Origin of the sequence: Rhizobium sp. 42MFCr.1, from assembly GCF_000377185.1 — a bacterium.
Lineage (GTDB): Bacteria > Pseudomonadota > Alphaproteobacteria > Rhizobiales > Rhizobiaceae > Rhizobium > Rhizobium altiplani.
Genome location: NZ_KB897824.1, coordinates 114695 through 131159 on the forward strand (window position 1 = coordinate 114695; position 16465 = coordinate 131159).

The window sequence follows — 16465 nt, forward strand, 5'->3', positions numbered from 1 at the left end:
GGCGGGAGCGCCTGATGCGCAAGGCGCCCCCGGAACGGCTAACCTGAAACGTTACAGCATTGTCATTTCCACGCTGTACAACATCGGTCCGCTTGGCTAAACCGCCTCTTGAAACCATGAAGAACGGGATTTTCATGATCGATCCGAAGACCCTTGCTGCCCGCTTCCCGGGCGATTTCACGTTCGGCGTTGCGACGGCGGCGTTTCAGATTGAAGGCGCTTCCAAGGCAGACGGCCGCAAGCCCTCCATCTGGGATGCCTTCTGCAACATGCCGGGTCGCGTATTCAACCGCGACAATGGCGATGTCGCCTGCGATCACTATAACAGGCTCGATCAGGACCTCGATCTCATCAAGTCCATGGGCGTCGACGCCTACCGCTTCTCGATCGCCTGGCCGCGCATCATTCCTGATGGTACCGGCCCGGTAAACGAGGCGGGCCTCGATTTCTACGATCGTCTCGTCGATGGCTGCAAGGCGCGTGGCATCAAGACCTTCGCAACGCTTTACCATTGGGATCTGCCGCTGCTTCTCGCCGGCGACGGCGGCTGGACGGCGCGCTCGACGACCTATGCATTCCAGCGCTACGCCAAGACAGTGATGGCCCGCCTCGGCGACCGCCTCGATAGCGTCGCGACCTTCAACGAGCCATGGTGCATCGTCTGGCTCAGCCATCTCTATGGCATTCATGCGCCGGGCGAACGCAATATGCAGGCAGCGCTTCACGCCATGCACCACATGAATCTCGCGCATGGCCTCGGCGTCGAAGCGATCCGCGCGGAAGCGCCCAACGTGCCTGTAGGCCTCGTGCTCAACGCCATGTCCGTCATGCCGGGCTCCGACAGCGCTGCCGACATTGCGGCTGGCGAACGCGCGCACCAGTTCCACAACGGCGCCTTCTTCGATCCGGTCTTCAAGGGCGAGTACCCGAAGGAGTTCCTGGAAGCACTCGGCGAGCGCATGCCCGTTGTGGAAGAGGGTGATCTCAAGATCATCAATCAGAAGCTCGACTGGTGGGGCCTCAACTATTACACGCCGTTGCGAGTTGCTGATGATCCGGCAAAGAACGGCGACTTCCCCTGGACTGTCGAGGCGCCACGCGTCAGCGACTTTAAGACCGATATCGGCTGGGAAGTATATGCGCCTGGCCTGAAGAACGTCGTCGAGGATCTCTATCGCCGCTACGAGCTGCCGGAGTGCTACATCACCGAGAACGGCGCCTGCTACAACATGGACGTCGTCAACGGCGAGGTCGACGACCAGCCGCGCCTCGACTATTACAGCGAGCACCTCGATACCGTCGCCGACCTGATCAAGGACGGGTATCCGATGCGCGGCTACTTCGCCTGGAGCCTGATGGACAATTTCGAATGGGCCGAGGGCTACCGGATGCGGTTCGGCCTCGTGCATGTTGATTACGAGACCCAGGTCCGCACGGTAAAGAAGAGCGGCAAGTGGTACAGCGAACTTGCGGCACAGTTCCCGAAGGGCAACCACAAGAGCAGCTGACGAGCGCATGGCGCGAATCGGCGCCGTGGCTTAAACCGTGCGCATGGAAAAGCCGCTCTTCCTCTATGCGCTCTGCGGCAGCCAGCGAAAGGCTTCGACCAATCGCCGGCTGCTCGAAGCCCTGCGGGATAATGCGCCCGCAGGCGTCGTAGTCGAGATCTGCGAGCTGATCGGCGAGCTGCCGATCTTCAACCCGGACCGCGAGGGCGAGAACACGCCAGCGATCGTCGAAGAGTTTGCAGCCAAGATCCGTGCGGCCAACGGCATTATCGTCGCATGTCCGGAATATGCCCATGGCCTGCCCGGGGGATTGAAGAACGCGCTTGATTGGCTCGTTTCCCGCGACGAAGTGCCGTTCAAGCCCGCAATGATTGCGCATGCCTCGCATCGCGGCGATTTCGCCCTCGAGCAGTTGACCGAAGTACTGAAGACGATGTCGCTGCGGCTTGTCGACGAGGCTTTTCTAAAGATCTCGTTGCTTGGCAAGACGGATGGCGGACAATCTGACGTCCTTGCCGAAGCCGTGAAAAGCGGGCTTCTCGTATCTGTGCTTGTAAAATTCTGCGCTGCAATCAATCGCGTTGGCGTCTGACTCATTCCGTCAAGTTGCGGAAAACATTGCGTAATCAATGTATTTTCCTGACGTTTTGGGGGCTAGCGGTTATGGCGAAAAAATCGCCGATGATTAATCGTTACATCGATCCCTTAACCGTTTTTTGAGCCCTAGCTGGCAGACTTCCGTGATCGGGGAGCAATGAATGCGGGCAATTTTCGGGGGCAACAAGAAAGTATCGGGCATCGGTCGTCATGCGACGGTCGCCGGCGTGCTTTTCTCCTTTGCCATTGTTGTCGCAATTGTCACGACGCTCGTGTTGAGCGCGCTCGAGCGCGTTGCGGATCGATCCAACGTGCTGGATGACGAGCGCTCCCGTGAAACTGTCTCCGGCGCCCTGAAGACCTTCGAGATGCAGTTGGGCGCGACGCTCAACGATTATGCAGCCTGGGACGATGCCGCGGTGAACGTCTATGCCGCCGATGGCATGGCCTGGACGATCAGCAACTACGGCGAAATGTCGGTCAACAGCTCCCTCTTCGATATGGCAATCGTGATCGATGACGAGAAGAAGTCGATCATGGCCTATCAGGAAGGCAAGCCGATGGAAGGCGCGCTGGACGATTTCTTCTCGCCCGCGCTCTGGTCACTCTTCGACAAGGTGAAAGCGGCGGGCCTGCAGGACAACCCGGAGGCGACAGGTTTCGTCGATACCAAATCCGGTATTGCGGCGGTCGGCGTCGCGCTGGTGCGCGAGAAATCCGGCGCGCTCGATATGCCGGCAGGAAAACATCGCTATCTCATCTTTGCCCGCCACCTAGGTTCCGAGAGGGTGGCCGAACTTGGCGCGACCTATGTGGTCGACGGTTTGAAGCTGGTCGCCCCTGATTTCGAAGCCCCGTATTCGGTGGCGATCGCCGACGCCAAAGCGGCCATGCTCGGCAAGCTCATCTGGCTGTCGCGGGGGCCCGGAGATATCGGCTATGGCGAAGTTCGTCCGATGGTCGTCAAGGCACTCGGACTTGTCGGCTTGTTCTTCATCGTTCTTCTCATCATCGGTTGGCTGGCGCTACGCCGCCTCAAGGCCGAGGAAATCATTGCCCGAGAGGAAGCCAATCGTGACCGGTTGAGCGGCCTGTTGAACCGAGATGGGCTTGGAACCGCGATCGACGCCTTCGTTGCCGAGGCAGCGCAAACGCATCGCAATGTGCTCATCCTCTATCTCGATCTCGACGGCTTCAAGGAAGTCAACGACGCTTATGGTCATGGCACCGGCGATCAGCTGATCCGCGCGGTCGCAGCTGGCCTCAACGTGCTCATTCCTGTGGGCGCCGTGCTCGCCCGCATCGGCGGCGACGAGTTCGCCATCGCTTTTGTCTCCGAAAGTGAGCACGCCGTTGCCCTGCAGCTTTCCGAGCAGATCCTGGACTTCCTCGCAGAACCGCTGGAGATCGGCCGGCGCGTCGTCGTCATCGGTGCAAGCATCGGCATCGCCATGTCGGAGGGTGGTGCGATCGACCGCGAGGAACTGGTGCGCCGGGCTGACCTTGCCATGTACAAGGCCAAGGAAGCCGGCCGTGCACGCATGACGCTTTACGATCCAGCCATGGACGCCGACCGGGCCGAGCGCAATGCGCTGGAACTCGATTTGCGGATGGCGATCGAAGGCGGTGATTTGCAGATTGCCTATCAGCCGCTGATCGATGCTGCGACCCATGAAATGACGGGCGTCGAGGCGTTGGTGCGATGGAACCGCCCGGGTCACGGGCCGGTCTCGCCTGAAGTGTTTATCCCCATTGCGGAAACCAGCGGGCTTATCGAAGCGCTGGGGCTCTTTGTTTTGCGCAAGGCCTGCGAGACAGCCAAGCAATGGCCGGAACTGCGCATCTCGGTCAATGTTTCTCCGGGGCAGTTCCGTAACCCGGCCTTTGTCGACTATGTCCGATACGTGCTGAAGCAGACGGAGATCGAGGCCAAGCGGGTGACCCTTGAAGTCACCGAAGGTTACATGATCCAGAACCCTCAGCGTACCCGGCAGGCGATCGAGCGACTGAAGACACTCGGCGTCAAGGTTGCGCTCGACGACTTCGGCTCGGGCTTTTCTTCCATCGGCTACCTGCGCCAGTTCGGCTTCGACCGCATCAAGATCGACCGCTCGCTGGTCATGGACATCCTGGAAAGCGACAGCCAACGCGAAATGCTGCAGGCGACGGTGGCACTTGCCCGCTCGCTCGACATTCCGGTCACGGCCGAGGGTATCGAGACCGAAGAGCAGGGCATAGCGGTGCGGCTCTTCGGCTGTGATACGTTACAGGGCTACTTCTTTGGCCGGCCGATGCCGGCCGATCAGATCACCGAACGGCTGATGCGGTCGCGCGCGGCAAAGGTCACCACCCGCCGCACCAACGCCGCCTAATCAGGTTCCGATGTGCTTTTGGCCACGCTTCTTGGCGAGCGCGATCTGATGCTGCCGCTGGCGGTAGCGCAGGCGGTCGTCTTCGCTGCGCGTGCTGTAGCAGTTGCTGCAGGAAACGCCTTCCTCGTAGTGAGGTGAGGTGATCTCCTCAGCTGTTATCGGATTGCGGCAGGCGTGGCAAAGCTTGTGTTCGCCTTCCTTTAGGCCATGCTCGACCGAGACGCGCTCGTCGAAGACGAAGCAGGCGCCATCCCAGAGGCTTTCTTCCTGCGGGACTTCCTCGAGATACTTCAGGATGCCGCCCTTAAGGTGATAGACCTCCTCGAAGCCCTGCTCCTTCATGAAGGCGGTTGCCTTCTCGCAGCGGATGCCGCCGGTGCAATACATGGCGATCTTCGGCTTGTTGTGCAGGCCGGTATTGTTGCGCACCCAGTCCGGAAACTCGCGGAAGGTCTTCGTATTCGGGTCAACAGCACCGCGGAAGATGCCGATTGCCGTCTCATAGTCGTTGCGCGTGTCGATGACGATCGTATCGGGATCGGAGATCAGCGCATTCCAGTCCTGCGGCGCGACATAGGTGCCGACCACCTTGTTCGGATCGATGTTCTCGACGCCCATGGTGACGATCTCTTTCTTGAGCTTCACCTTCATGCGCAGGAATGGCATCTTCGATGCGTGGCTTTCCTTGTGCTCGAGCGCGGCAAATTCCGGCTGCGCGCACAGGTAGGCGAGCACTGTCTTGATGCCCGCGTCCGGTCCGGCGATCGTGCCGTTGATCCCCTCGTGCGCCAGAAGCAGCGTACCCTTCACGCCATTGTCTTCGCAAAGTGCCTGCAGCGGCTCGCGCAGGCTTTCGAAGCGCGGCACGGAAACAAAATGGTAAAGCGCCGCGACGAGAAAAGGGCTCGCCGCTGCCGTCGGTTGGGTCAGCGTGTCTGTCATGCGGCTGGAAATACAGGTTTCGGCCCGCGAACGCAATCGGCGGGATCGTCGCGGTTAGCAACGGCCCTCCAGAGCAGCGCGATCCGGTCCGCTTCCTTGTCATAATCCTTCGGGAACACATCCTCGGCACGGTCCAGCGCTGCATTCCGATCTTCCTGCTGGCGGAAGATGATGGCGTCGAGCAGACGGGCGAGATCGTCGGCACCCGGAAAAAGGTGCGGCTCTGCCTCGACGAGTTCGCAGAGCACATCGAGATCGTGGACGTGACCGAGCAGATCAACGAGTTGGCTGGCCGCTTCGTACTTCGCCTACATTGCCGTCGGCCACAGGGGGCGGAGAAGAGTGTGATAGGCGCGGTAGTCCTGCGTCCGTTTGCGCAATGTATGGAAGGTTTCCGCCGAGGCTTCGTCGTGACAGGAGGCAATTGCTTTCTGCGCTCCGCGGACGGTTTTTCGCCAGCCTTTGGCGATCAGTCGCGCATTCCTGCTCTGACGGCCGTTGAACTCGATTGTGTCGAGCGCGGCGATGGCCTCCCCAAGCATGCCGGGTATTTCCGATAGCCGCTGCTCCAGGCCGCTCTCGGCGGCCCCAAGCATACGATCGCGGCGCATCTCGAGTGCAGAGACGATGCGGCCGAGTGTCTCACCCTCCTCGGCATCGCGCGCGTTCTCCTTCAGGTAGACGGCAGTGTCGATCAGCGCCGCGGCATCACGGATTGTGGAGACGGATTTGGCGACGTCGCGGAGCCTGGCGTTCTCCCGCTCGCGAATGGCCGGGATGTCCCTGGCGACGAGGCGATAGAGCGAGCGAACGCGTTTCAGGTTCTTGCGGAAGTCATGGATGGCCTCGTGCGTGCCATTCGGCCTCTCTTCAATAATGTCTATCGCCTCTTGCAGGTGGCCAGCGGCCGCTCTACGAAATTCGTCTGTGAGATGGTGGTCAGGCCGTATGCGAAAAGGCATGCCTATCGTGCTCGAATTCGGTGGCAAGGGCCTGATTTGAGTAGCGGAAATCACCTGTAACTTCACGGCCGATCCAGGCGGGCAGCGTTGGATTGTCGTCTTCCGAATCCATTTCGACTTCTGCGATCACCAGTCCGTGGTGCTCGCCGGCGAAGACATCGACCTCCCAGACAAAACCATCATGGGGGACGCGGTGGCGCGTCTTCTCGATGACAATGCCGACTGCCTCCTTCAAGAGCTCTTCAGCGTCGCCAACAGGGATATCGTACTCGAATTCGTCGCGCGTCATCGTGCTGCGGCCTATCTTGACCGTCAGCCGTGCTTTCTTGTCATCCAGCACACGAATGCGGACCGATCGGTCGTCCATGGAGGCAATGTAGCCCTGCCGTAGCTTCGATTTCGTCTCGGCTTCGGAACGCCATGCATCGCTGCGTACTAGAAACTTCCGCTCGATTTCTTTCGCCATTTCCGATGACCTTTTGTGACGATTTTATTACGCTAGCCTAATTTTCCCGCTATGGGTACCCATTCTGTTACGAGGATAGGTTTTGTCTCGACAAAGCGCACCCTTGGAGGTATTTCGAGACCCGAATTCAATCGTTTCAAAAGGATCAAGCGGCCATGGGCGAAAAGACAGAAAAGCTCCTTTCCATCCTGAAACTTCAGCCTGTTGTACCGGTTCTGATCGTCGATGACGTCAAGTCCGCGGTTTCGCTGGCGCGTGCTCTTGTCGCAGGCGGCCTGAAGGCGATCGAAATCACCATGCGCACGCCAGCCGCCCTCGATGCCGTTCGCGCCGTTGCCGACGAGGTCGAAGGCGCTGAGGTGGGTGCCGGCACCATTCTCAACGCCGCCCATTGGGATGCCGCGGTCGCTGCCGGCTCGAAATTCGTCGTCAGCCCGGGCGCGACGCAGGAGCTGCTGGATGCGGCCCGCAATTCCTCCGTTCCGCTGCTGCCGGGTGCTGCGACCGCAAGCGAGGTCATGGCGCTGCGCGAGGAAGGCTACAAGGTGCTGAAGTTCTTCCCGGCAGAACAGGCTGGCGGCGCTGCCTATCTCAAGGCGCTGTCTTCGCCGCTCGCAGGTACAGTCTTCTGCCCGACCGGCGGCATCTCGCTGAAGAATGCGATGGATTACCTGTCGCTGCCGAACGTTATCTGCGTCGGCGGCTCCTGGGTGGCTCCGAAGGAATTGGTTGCTGCGGGCGATTGGGCCGGCATCACCAAGCTCGCGTCGGAAGCCGCTGCACTGAAGGCTTGATTCCAGGATAAACGGCATTTGATGCAGGCGGAATTTCCGCCTGCATTTGTATTTTGGGCGTCAGCACCTATCTCCCATTTGGCCTCTAGACAGGGAGATGATGAGGAATGATCGACGCGAAGAAGCTTCTTGAGCAGTTTCTGGGTTCGCAGGTGCCGGGTGTCGGCGGTACCGTCAAGGACCGGGCGGGCGACGCGATCCAGATGGCCAAGGACAATCCGTGGAAAGCCGGTGCGCTGGCAACCGTTCTGCTCGGGACCAAGGCTGGACGCAGCATTGCCGGCAATGCGCTTACTATCGGCGGTCTCGCTGCGATCGCGGGTCTCGGCTATCAGGCCTACAAGAATTATCAGGCAGGGCAGGCGCCGGCCACTCCGTCCGATGCGCCCCCACCAAGGACGGCCGTGCTGCCGCCCCCCGCTGACTCCGGCTTCGGCACCGGTTCCCCCGCCCAAAGCAACGAATTCGTCCTCGTTCTCATCCGCGCCATGATCGCCGCGGCCAAGGCCGATGGCCATGTCAACGATGACGAACGCGCCCTAATCCTCGAGAAGATCAAGGCCGCGGATGTCGCCGCCGAAGCCGCCTTCTTCATCGAACGGGAGTTGTCGCAGCCGACGGATCTCGACGCACTGGTTGCCGCCGCCGAGACTGAGGAGCAGCGGGTGGAGCTCTACACCGCGTCACGCCTGACCATTGAGCCGGATTCGCGCGCCGAGCGCGGCTATCTCGACCTGCTGGCTGGTCGCCTTGGCCTTCCCGATGCTTTGGTCGACCACATCGAGGCGACGGTGTCCTCCGCCAAGGTCAGCCTCTAAAAGCATCATTCGGCCAGTTGCCTTTCCCAGGCGGCTGGCCTAAGCCATGTCTCCTTACCCGGAGGAGCGTATGCGCGATCTATCGAATTTCAAGGGCTGTCCGGCACCCCAGCCGGTGACCCTCAGGGGGCGTTTTGTCACCGTCAAACCCTATGTCCGCGAGCAGCATCTGCAGGCTTTGTGGGACGGACTTGGCGGCATGGCCATCAATCCCTTGCTGCGCTACTTCTCGCAGCCCGATTTTACAGGTACCGAGGACTTCGCCGCCTGGCTTCAGTCGGTCGCCAAATCGGGTTGGCTGACGCATGTCTTCCGAGACAACAGCTCCGGCAAGATCGTCGGCATGGCGAACTACATGCGGGCCGATCCGGCCAATGGCGTGGTCGAGGTCGGCGGCGTCGCGCACGGTGCCGACATGAAGCGCTCGCCGCTCTCCACCGAAGTTCACTATCTGATGGCCAAGCATGTCTTCGAGGATCTCGGTTACCGGCGCTATGAGTGGAAATGCGACAATCTGAACGAGGCGAGCAAGACGACGGCGGCCCGCTATGGTTTCACCTACGAAGGCGTGTTCCGCCAGCACATGATTTCCAAGGGCCGCAATCGCGATACGGCCTGGTTTTCGATGCTCGATTCCGAATGGCCTGTCCTGAACGCAGCGTTCGAGGCCTGGCTGTCTCCCAGCAATTTTGATGCAGACGGCAAGCAGAAGCGGCGGCTGGAGGAAATCCGCGCCGAGCTGACCAAGGAATCGACAGAGTGACGGATCCGAGATCGGAAGGCCGTTCGCAGGCAATTGCGGCGGCCATCATCCTTATGGCCGCCGGCCTCGTGCTCTATTTCATGCCGGCCATCATTCTCGCACTTGGCAGCTACTCGCCGTATCTGGCGGCTGGTGTCGGCGCGTGCCTGGTTCTGGCTTTTTTCGTCGTCTTCTGGCTGAGGGCGCGATATCAGCGCCAGCGCGGTAAATAGCGCCGTAGGCTCTAGCCCTGTAGCGAGGCGCCGAGCAGCAGTGCGCCCATGGCAATCACCAGCAGGGCGCCTAGGATTTCGATCGTATTCCCGATCCACACCGACGCGGCTGAGCCGCGCCCGGCGAGGCGCATCGCAGTGCCTTTGGCAGTGACCGCGAGCGTTGCCAGCATCGCGACCGTTATCGCGGTGCCAAGCGACATCGCGATCACCGATAGCACGCCGCCGAGATAGAGGCCGTTCAGCAGCGAGAATGTCATGACCAGCAGCGCGCCCGAGCAGGGGCGTAAGCCAACGGCGATGATGGCCGACCAGGCTTCGCGGACATTGAACTTCTCGGCCTTGAGCAGGGACGGATCGGGCATGTGCGATTGGCCGCAGGTCTCGCAGGCCATGCCGGCAATGAACTTGTGCCCGGCTCTGAGCGCCTGTGCTTCACCGAAGGCGTAGCTCGAACCTTGCTTCTGCGCTGCATTGTCCTGCCAGTCCAGCATCATGCTGACGGGGCCAGACGACGTTGCCATGACCTCACGGCGTGGCATGCCTGCAATGATCCCCCGCAGCTTGCGGAACAACAGCCAGCAACCGAAGAGGATGACCAGGATGAAGCTGGCGATCTCCATCGCCTGCGTCGCGGCCGTCAGGCTTATGCCGGTGCCGCGCAGCACCAGCCATGCGCCGCCGACAAGTGCGATTGCGACAAATCCCTGGAGGAAGGCGGAGACGAAGGAGATGGATACGCCGCGTTTCAGCTCGATCTCATTGGCGATCATGTAGGAGGAGATAACAGCCTTACCGTGCCCGGGGCCGGCGGCGTGAAAGACGCCATAGGCGAAGGAGAGGCCGATCAGCGCCCAGAGATGCCAGGAATCCGCACGCATGGCTCGCAGCGCACCCGTCAGGGCACGATAGAAGGCCTGCTGCTGTGCATTGACATAGAGGAGGAGGGGAGCAAGCGGGCCGCCCGTCGGCTGGAAGCTCGGTTCCGATGTGCCGATGCCGAGCGGCGACTGCGCATGCGCAACGGCCATGCCCGCGACCAGCACGAATGCGGCGCCGAGCGCAATCGGCCGAAGCCGGTGTCTCAGCATGTGAGATCCAGTCGCGTCGCGAAGAGCTTCGACATGTTCGTCCCCGTCGGGTCGTTGAAGAAAGCGTCGGTCAAGGACTGCTTGTTCTCGGCGATCACCTGGTCGGCATCGGGGCGGACGACCTGGTGCTTGCAACTTTTGAACCGGTCGCCGACCAGAACCAGCTCGTTGTCGGTCGGGAAGTCGATCGAGGTGTAGAGCGTCGGGTCGTAGACACCGAAGGTAAGGCCTCCCTTGAGCGGCATCTTTTCTGCCGGCTTGACGGCGAAGAACATCAGCAACTGACCCTGCTTGTAGTCCACATGGATCAGGTCGGGCTTCTCGACCTTTATATTCTTACCGTTCATCGTAAGGTTCATGTAGTAGTCGTAGTCGACCAGCGAATCCCGCACGGTCTTGCCGACCTCGGCCAGCTCGTTCGGGTCCAGCTTGAGATCGGTGTTCTTGTCGAAATCCATCACGACGGACGACGAGAATACCTCGTCGAAGCGCCAGACGTTGCGCAGTTCAGCAACGTTGCCGTCGTCATCGGCGACGACCTCCAGCCGCGCTTCGACAAACACATGCGGGTGTGCAAAGGCTGCGGCTGGCAAAAGCGACAGGAGCGACGCCATCAGGAATGTCGATTTCTTCATGCGTGCTCTTACTACGGGATCCCAAACTCACCTGATTCCTCGCCAGTAAATGGGACGGAATTGGGACCGGCCCCAGACGGGAAGCGGTCAGGAATGCTTCTTGAACCAATTGTGAAGGTAGTCGACGAAGATGCGGACCTTGGCCGGCAAGTAGCGGCGATGGGGGTAGACGGCATAGATACCGCGATCGGTCGGAATGTAATCGTTGAACAGCGTCACCAGCTCGCCGCTCTCGATCGGCTTGCGGGCGATGAAATCGGGAATCAGCGCGACGCCGATGCCTGACAGTGCGGCGCGCAGCGTCGCATGTGGGCTGTTGACCTCCATGGGGCCTGTCACCGCAACGGCAAAAGATGTGCTGTCCGGATTGTAGAAGCGAATGCTGCCCTGGCTGCGCGAGTTGGTGTCGACGATGAAGGGGACGTTCGACAGATCCGATGGGTGGGCAAGATCCGGATGGCGCTCCACGAAGTCGGGTGTCGCGCAAAGATGGACGCGGAAATCCGAGATCTTGCGGGCGATCATGCCGGAGTCCTCGAGCTTGGTCACGCGAATGGCGACATCGAAGCCTTCCTCGATGAGATCGACGAATCGGTCGTCCGCGGCGATCTCCAGCGCGAGATCCGGGTTTTCCTTGGCGAAGTCGATCAGCGACTGGCCGACCTCGGCATCGACGAAGGTGCGTGGCACCGAGACCTTCAGTCGGCCCTTCAGTTGGGCGTTATTCTCGCGCACGAGATCGGCGAGGTTGTCGATCTCCTTCAGGATGTCGGATGCCGTGCGGTAGTAGGTATGACCGGCCTCGGTCATGGAGAATTGGCGGGTCGTCCGGTTCAGCAGCAGGGCGCCGAGTTCGTCCTCCAATTCACGCACATATTTCGACAAAAGCGCCTTGGAGCGGCCGGTGCGCCTCGCCGCAGCCGAAAAGCCTTCTGCTTCAACGACATCGATGAAGGCGCGGATGCGGGTGAGGGTGTCCATGACGATCTCCTGAAAAAGCGCCGAACCACCATTCAAATCAGTCGGTTGCGGGCCGTTTTACCACGTTGAACAAATTGCGGTGTATTGTTCAAATATTTTCTGCCGGGAGATGCGAAAAAACCGCTTGATTATGACGGCGAATATTCCTATCTCGTGGTCAGCCCAAAGTCGCACGTGCCCATGGGTGTCCGCCGAACCCTCGAATTGGTGAGGAAATCGGTAAGGTACCTGGAATTAACCCCTCCAGTCGCTATTCTGGCCAACCGGAAAATGCGAGGACGCCTGAAGCAACGACGGTGCGGGCCTTTTTGTTCTCTCCCTGCTTTCCATCAGCGGGGGTTACTGAAGAGGCACACCTTCATTGCCGGAAGTGCGGTAGGGAACTCCCTCCAATCCATGGCAGACAAAGCCGGATCCATGTCGCTTTCGCGGCGTTGATCCATCATTTGCGCTATCAAGCGCTTGCTAAGGTTCCGGGGTCTCCACCGGCTGGTTCCTATGCGAGCGATTGATTGCCCTTTGTCCTCCGGTTTTCCGGAGCTCTGGAATTGGAAGAGGGAATCGATATGACCACCCAGCGCATCCGCGACTTTCTCGCAACCCGACGTCCCGACGGTCCCTGCCTCGTGGTCGACCTCGACGTCGTGCGCGATAATTTCTCTGCTTTCCGTCACGCCATGCCGGACAGCGCGATCTACTACGCCGTCAAGGCAAACCCGGCTGCGGAAGTCCTGAAGCTGCTCGCCGACATGGGCTCGAGCTTCGATTGCGCGTCAGTCGCTGAAATCGAAATGGCGCTCAATGCCGGTGCAACCGCTGCCCGTATTTCCTTCGGCAACACGATCAAGAAGGAACGCGACGTTGCCCGCGCGCATGCGCTCGGCGTCAGCCTCTTTGCGGTCGACAGCCACGAGGAAGTCGAGAAGATCTCGCGTGCCGCTCCCGGCGCCCGCGTGTTCTGCCGCGTCCTGACGGATGGTGAAGGTGCTGAATGGCCGCTGTCGCGCAAGTTCGGCTGCGTCCCGCAGATGGCTGTGGACGTTCTCGTCTACGCGCATCAGCTCGGCCTCGAGTCCTACGGTGTGTCGTTCCACGTCGGTTCGCAGATGACCAAGGTCGATGCCTGGGATTCGGCTCTCGCCGACGCCAAGCGCGTCTTCGTTCAGCTGGCCAAGCAGGGCATCCACCTGCAGATGGTCAACATGGGCGGCGGCTTCCCGACCAAGTATCTGCGTGATGTTCCGTCGGCGGAAGCTTACGGTCGTGCGATCTACCAGAGCCTTCGTGACCACTTCGGCAACAACCTGCCGAAGACGATCATCGAGCCGGGCCGTGGCATGGTCGGCAACGCCGGTGTCATCAAGACTGAGGTCGTGCTGATCTCGAAGAAGTCGGACAACGACGCAGCCCGCTGGGTGTTCCTCGACATCGGCAAGTTCGGCGGTCTCGCCGAGACGATGGACGAAGCCATTCGTTACCCGATCCGGACCGAGCGCGACGGCGACGAAATGGAGCCTTGCGTGATTGCCGGCCCGACCTGCGATTCCGCAGACGTGCTCTACGAGAAGAATCTTTATCCGCTGCCGATCTCCCTTTCGATTGGCGACGAGATCCTGATCGAAGGCACCGGGGCCTACACAACCACCTACTCGGCGGTCGCGTTCAACGGCTTCGAGCCGTTGAAGGCCTACGTCATCTAATATTGCCAGCCCCGTAGCCAGCCGGGGCGGCATTCTCACAATTCATATCAATCGCCGCTCATATCGGTTTTGGGTACGGGAGGCCACGATGGCCGCTGTTCTTGATTCTGTCCGCGCATTTTTTGCGCCTTCTGTCTTTACCATCGACGCCGAGAACGCTGGCGACGTCGTGGCTCGCGAAAACCTGCTGGATCGTGCCATGGGCGCGAACCGCCGCAAGAAGTCGTCGGAAAAGATCCGCCGCGGCCGTGTGCCGGCTGAAGGCCTGGCGCTGGTTGCACGCGATCGCGACGGCCATGTCATCGGCACCGTGCGCCTGTGGAACGTCGAGGCCGGCGTCAACGCCGAAGGCACGCCGATCAACGCGCTGCTGCTCGGGCCGCTGGCGGTTGATGCGAGCTTCGAGGGCAAGGGCGTCGGTTCGGCGCTGATGCGCGCCGCCATGCTGGAAGCGAAGAACCGTGGGCATGGCGCGATCCTGCTCGTCGGCGATGCCCCTTACTACGAACGTTTCGGTTTTTTTTCCGGGAAGGCTCAACATCTCGTCATGCCGGGTCCCTTCGAACGCTCGCGCTTCCTGGCGCTGGAGCTCATCGAGGGCTGGCTTGACGGTGCGGCCGGCATGATCGTCCCCTCGGGGCGGATGCTGGCAAGCGCCCCGGTCCGCAGGGCGGCGTGATCGGCAAGGCCTCTCCCCTGATGGGGAGGGGCCTTTTGTTTTCTCGTTTTTCGGAAATCAAGTTTAGGAGGCGCCGGAAAACCGGACGAACGCTTAGCCTAAACTTTTATGACTGCGTGCCCCCTCAGGCTTCAATTATTTGACGACGCTTGTGTCGACCAATTGAGTTCCGGCAGTCTGAACGACATTTTCAGGTATAGCGGCGATGAAGAACATCGTGAAAGCATAAACCGCGAATATAGTCGCTGCGGCAGTGGCCCTTAGAATCATTCATGCACTCCTATTCTCAGGAGTCCAATGTGGGCTCAAAAAGTGGCTTTCCAAAGAGTTTTCTGAACGCCAGATGAACAAAAAACTGTGAGAGCAAAAATTAATGATATTTTAGCAACACCTGAGTTTCGCCCCAAAGTGGGCGAAATTCCTGATTTGTTCTCACGAATTTGCAATTATTTCAAGCATATAGATGAAAGTTTGGGCATTGGTTTTCCTCGCTGGCGCGTGGTCGCCCTATAATCTCCTCGTCATCTGGCAGGGAGCCGGGTTCATGAACCGGTCCGCCTTCCGTTCATATTTCGGCGCTCGATGATGGTTGCCGAGGCTGGGTCGGATACCGTCAGGGTTGAAGATCCATCGGGGAATCGGGATCGGGAGACGCTCCTGTCGACTTTGAGAAGCCGGAAAGCTCGCCGCAATCGGGCAGGCGATGCAGCCTGACATCCCATTCCGCTACCCCAAATCGCCTGCCCACTCCTATCGGGAAAACCGTCACGAAGCATGGCTTCGCGCGGCGCCTTGGGCTGCCTGCGGGATGGCGGCCTACGCCTGTGGTCGTGTTCATCAGACGCGTCCCTGCCGATCATAAATTTTCACGTCCGCGTGAGCCGCATCGGGCGGACGATGATTTTGCGTTCTGCCTACGCTAGCTCAGCGAAATGATCACGCGCCTCGCTTTGCTCGTCGCTTTTCTGCTGTCGCCGCTCGCTGCCGTTGCACAGCCGGAGAACGGCCGGACGGCAGTTTTGCTCGAGAGCTTGTCCTCACGCGTGGAGTTGAAGCCGCTGAGAACCGTGATCGTCGCCAGGGATGGGCGGACGGTGGCGCAACAGGGCTACGGCGACCACGCCGCGACTGAGTCAGTCAACATCAAGTCCGCTTCCAAATCGATCATTTCATGCCTCGTCGGCATCGCCATCGAAAAGAAACTGCTGGAAAGCCCGGACCAACGGATCGCTCCGATCCTGAAAGCTGAGCTGCCTGCCGATCCCGATCCGCGGCTTAACGAGATCACCATCGGCAACCTACTTTCGATGCAGGCGGGGCTTGGTCGCCTGTCTGGTCCCAATTACGGGCGCTGGGTTGCCTCGCGCAACTGGGTGCGTTTTGCCCTTGCCCAACCTTTCGACGACGCGCCTGGCGGTCAAATGCTCTATTCGACCGCCTCCACGCACCTTCTCTCGGCGATCCTGACGAAGGTCAGCGGGAGGTCGACGCTGGCGCTCGCCCGCGAATGGCTGGCACCCGTTAGCGGCTTTAGGATCGGCGCCTGGGAGCGCGACCCGCAGGGCATCTATCTCGGCGGGAACCAGATGGCGATGACGGCCCGCTCGCTGCTGGCTTTCGGCGAACTCTATCGCAACGGCGGCAAGGCTGCGGATGGTACGCAGGTCGTGCCTGCGGACTGGATCGCGCAATCGTGGCAGCACCGCACCAATTCGCGCTTCTCCGGCGACGATTATGGCTACGGCTGGTTCTCGCGACAGATTGGCGGCGAGGAGGTCCATTTCGCCTGGGGATATGGCGGCCAGATGCTCTACATCGTCCCCTCGCTCGGCATGACTGTTGTCATGACATCGGACGAGAGCGGCCCATCGGCGCGCACCGGCTACCGCGATGCGCTGCATGGTGTTCTTGCGGAGATTATCGAGGCGGCGCGGCTGTCCTGATA

At 60.4% G+C, this 16465-nt stretch carries 15 protein-coding genes and 1 pseudogene; 10 read left to right on the forward strand and 6 right to left on the reverse strand.

The window, feature by feature from the left end; all coding sequences use genetic code 11:
• Positions 1–134 precede the first annotated feature (134 nt).
• From C934_RS0109815 to C934_RS0109825, 3 genes are all read left to right on the forward strand, one after another.
• Positions 135–1508, forward strand: a complete 1374-nt coding sequence (locus C934_RS0109815) for a GH1 family beta-glucosidase (protein WP_026371714.1) — start codon at positions 135–137, stop codon at positions 1506–1508.
• A gap of 43 nt (positions 1509–1551) precedes the next feature.
• Positions 1552–2100 carry an NADPH-dependent FMN reductase gene (locus C934_RS0109820; RefSeq protein WP_018856545.1) on the forward strand — a complete coding sequence of 183 codons (549 nt, stop codon included), beginning with the start codon at positions 1552–1554 and terminating at the stop codon, positions 2098–2100.
• Positions 2101–2266: 166 nt separating this feature from the next.
• On the forward strand, positions 2267–4477 hold the full coding sequence (locus tag C934_RS0109825; RefSeq protein WP_018856546.1) for a bifunctional diguanylate cyclase/phosphodiesterase: 2211 nt from the start codon (positions 2267–2269) through the stop codon (positions 4475–4477).
• Here the strand turns inward: C934_RS0109825 and trhO are convergent, their stop codons facing one another.
• From trhO to C934_RS0109840, 3 genes and pseudogenes are all read right to left on the reverse strand, one after another.
• The gene (gene trhO / locus C934_RS0109830; protein ID WP_018856547.1) at positions 4478–5419 is read right to left on the reverse strand and encodes an oxygen-dependent tRNA uridine(34) hydroxylase TrhO; all 942 of its coding nucleotides are present in this window, start codon (positions 5417–5419) and stop codon (positions 4478–4480) included.
• Positions 5416–6381: pseudogene (locus C934_RS31820) on the reverse strand (CHAD domain-containing protein). The gene trhO and the pseudogene C934_RS31820 overlap by 4 nt, the downstream one beginning before the upstream one ends.
• Positions 6359–6847 carry a CYTH domain-containing protein gene (locus C934_RS0109840; protein WP_018856550.1) on the reverse strand — a complete coding sequence of 163 codons (489 nt, stop codon included), beginning with the start codon at positions 6845–6847 and terminating at the stop codon, positions 6359–6361. Before C934_RS0109840 ends, C934_RS31820 begins: the two are co-directional and overlap by 23 nt.
• Before the next feature lie 155 nt (positions 6848–7002).
• On the opposite strand from C934_RS0109840, the gene C934_RS0109845 reads away from it, so the two are divergent.
• From C934_RS0109845 to C934_RS0109860, 4 genes are all read left to right on the forward strand, one after another.
• The gene (locus tag C934_RS0109845; RefSeq protein ID WP_018856551.1) at positions 7003–7641 is read left to right on the forward strand and encodes a 2-dehydro-3-deoxy-phosphogluconate aldolase; all 639 of its coding nucleotides are present in this window, start codon (positions 7003–7005) and stop codon (positions 7639–7641) included.
• Positions 7642–7748: 107 nt separating this feature from the next.
• On the forward strand, positions 7749–8459 hold the full coding sequence (locus tag C934_RS0109850; protein ID WP_018856552.1) for a tellurite resistance TerB family protein: 711 nt from the start codon (positions 7749–7751) through the stop codon (positions 8457–8459).
• A 70-nt stretch (positions 8460–8529) separates the two neighbouring features.
• Positions 8530–9222 (forward strand): GNAT family N-acetyltransferase, encoded by a 693-nt coding sequence (locus tag C934_RS0109855; protein ID WP_018856553.1) that lies wholly within the window; start codon positions 8530–8532, stop codon positions 9220–9222.
• On the forward strand, positions 9219–9434 hold the full coding sequence (locus C934_RS0109860) for a hypothetical protein (protein WP_018856554.1): 216 nt from the start codon (positions 9219–9221) through the stop codon (positions 9432–9434). Before C934_RS0109855 ends, C934_RS0109860 begins: the two co-directional genes overlap by 4 nt.
• A gap of 11 nt (positions 9435–9445) precedes the next feature.
• Here the strand turns inward: C934_RS0109860 and C934_RS0109865 are convergent, their stop codons facing one another.
• The 3 genes from C934_RS0109865 to C934_RS0109875 all read right to left on the reverse strand — a co-directional run bounded on the left by C934_RS0109865 (position 9446) and on the right by C934_RS0109875 (position 12141).
• Positions 9446–10525, reverse strand: a complete 1080-nt coding sequence (locus C934_RS0109865) for a nickel/cobalt transporter (RefSeq protein ID WP_018856555.1) — start codon at positions 10523–10525, stop codon at positions 9446–9448.
• Positions 10519–11160, reverse strand: coding sequence for a DUF1007 family protein (locus tag C934_RS0109870; protein WP_018856556.1), 642 nt, complete (start codon positions 11158–11160; stop codon positions 10519–10521). Before C934_RS0109870 ends, C934_RS0109865 begins: the two co-directional genes overlap by 7 nt.
• An 87-nt stretch (positions 11161–11247) precedes the next feature.
• A complete protein-coding gene (locus C934_RS0109875) occupies positions 11248–12141 on the reverse strand; it encodes a LysR family transcriptional regulator (RefSeq protein WP_018856557.1) in 894 nt (297 codons plus the stop codon).
• 566 nt (positions 12142–12707) lie between these two features.
• Between C934_RS0109875 and odc2 the strand changes: the two genes are divergently transcribed.
• The 3 genes from odc2 (at position 12708) to C934_RS0109895 (ending at position 16463) form a co-directional block, all read left to right on the forward strand.
• Positions 12708–13841 carry an ornithine/lysine decarboxylase gene (gene odc2 / locus C934_RS0109880; RefSeq protein ID WP_018856559.1) on the forward strand — a complete coding sequence of 378 codons (1134 nt, stop codon included), beginning with the start codon at positions 12708–12710 and terminating at the stop codon, positions 13839–13841.
• A gap of 88 nt (positions 13842–13929) precedes the next feature.
• Entirely contained in the window at positions 13930–14520 is a 591-nt protein-coding gene (locus tag C934_RS0109885; RefSeq protein WP_018856560.1) for a GNAT family N-acetyltransferase, read from the forward strand.
• A gap of 932 nt (positions 14521–15452) precedes the next feature.
• Positions 15453–16463 carry a serine hydrolase domain-containing protein gene (locus tag C934_RS0109895; protein WP_018856562.1) on the forward strand — a complete coding sequence of 337 codons (1011 nt, stop codon included), beginning with the start codon at positions 15453–15455 and terminating at the stop codon, positions 16461–16463.
• Positions 16464–16465: the final 2 nt, after the last annotated feature.

Coding starts and splice junctions, on each gene's coding strand:
- C934_RS0109815 (WP_026371714.1), top strand. CDS start 135: ATGATCGATCCGAAGACCCTTGCTGCCCGCTTCCCGGGCGATTTCACG.
- C934_RS0109820 (WP_018856545.1), top strand. CDS start 1,552: ATGGAAAAGCCGCTCTTCCTCTATGCGCTCTGCGGCAGCCAGCGAAAG.
- C934_RS0109825 (WP_018856546.1), top strand. CDS start 2,267: ATGCGGGCAATTTTCGGGGGCAACAAGAAAGTATCGGGCATCGGTCGT.
- trhO (WP_018856547.1), bottom strand. CDS start 5,419: ATGACAGACACGCTGACCCAACCGACGGCAGCGGCGAGCCCTTTTCTC.
- C934_RS0109840 (WP_018856550.1), bottom strand. CDS start 6,847: ATGGCGAAAGAAATCGAGCGGAAGTTTCTAGTACGCAGCGATGCATGG.
- C934_RS0109845 (WP_018856551.1), top strand. CDS start 7,003: ATGGGCGAAAAGACAGAAAAGCTCCTTTCCATCCTGAAACTTCAGCCT.
- C934_RS0109850 (WP_018856552.1), top strand. CDS start 7,749: ATGATCGACGCGAAGAAGCTTCTTGAGCAGTTTCTGGGTTCGCAGGTG.
- C934_RS0109855 (WP_018856553.1), top strand. CDS start 8,530: ATGCGCGATCTATCGAATTTCAAGGGCTGTCCGGCACCCCAGCCGGTG.
- C934_RS0109865 (WP_018856555.1), bottom strand. CDS start 10,525: ATGCTGAGACACCGGCTTCGGCCGATTGCGCTCGGCGCCGCATTCGTG.
- C934_RS0109870 (WP_018856556.1), bottom strand. CDS start 11,160: ATGAAGAAATCGACATTCCTGATGGCGTCGCTCCTGTCGCTTTTGCCA.
- C934_RS0109875 (WP_018856557.1), bottom strand. CDS start 12,141: ATGGACACCCTCACCCGCATCCGCGCCTTCATCGATGTCGTTGAAGCA.
- odc2 (WP_018856559.1), top strand. CDS start 12,708: ATGACCACCCAGCGCATCCGCGACTTTCTCGCAACCCGACGTCCCGAC.
- C934_RS0109885 (WP_018856560.1), top strand. CDS start 13,930: ATGGCCGCTGTTCTTGATTCTGTCCGCGCATTTTTTGCGCCTTCTGTC.
- C934_RS0109895 (WP_018856562.1), top strand. CDS start 15,453: ATGATCACGCGCCTCGCTTTGCTCGTCGCTTTTCTGCTGTCGCCGCTC.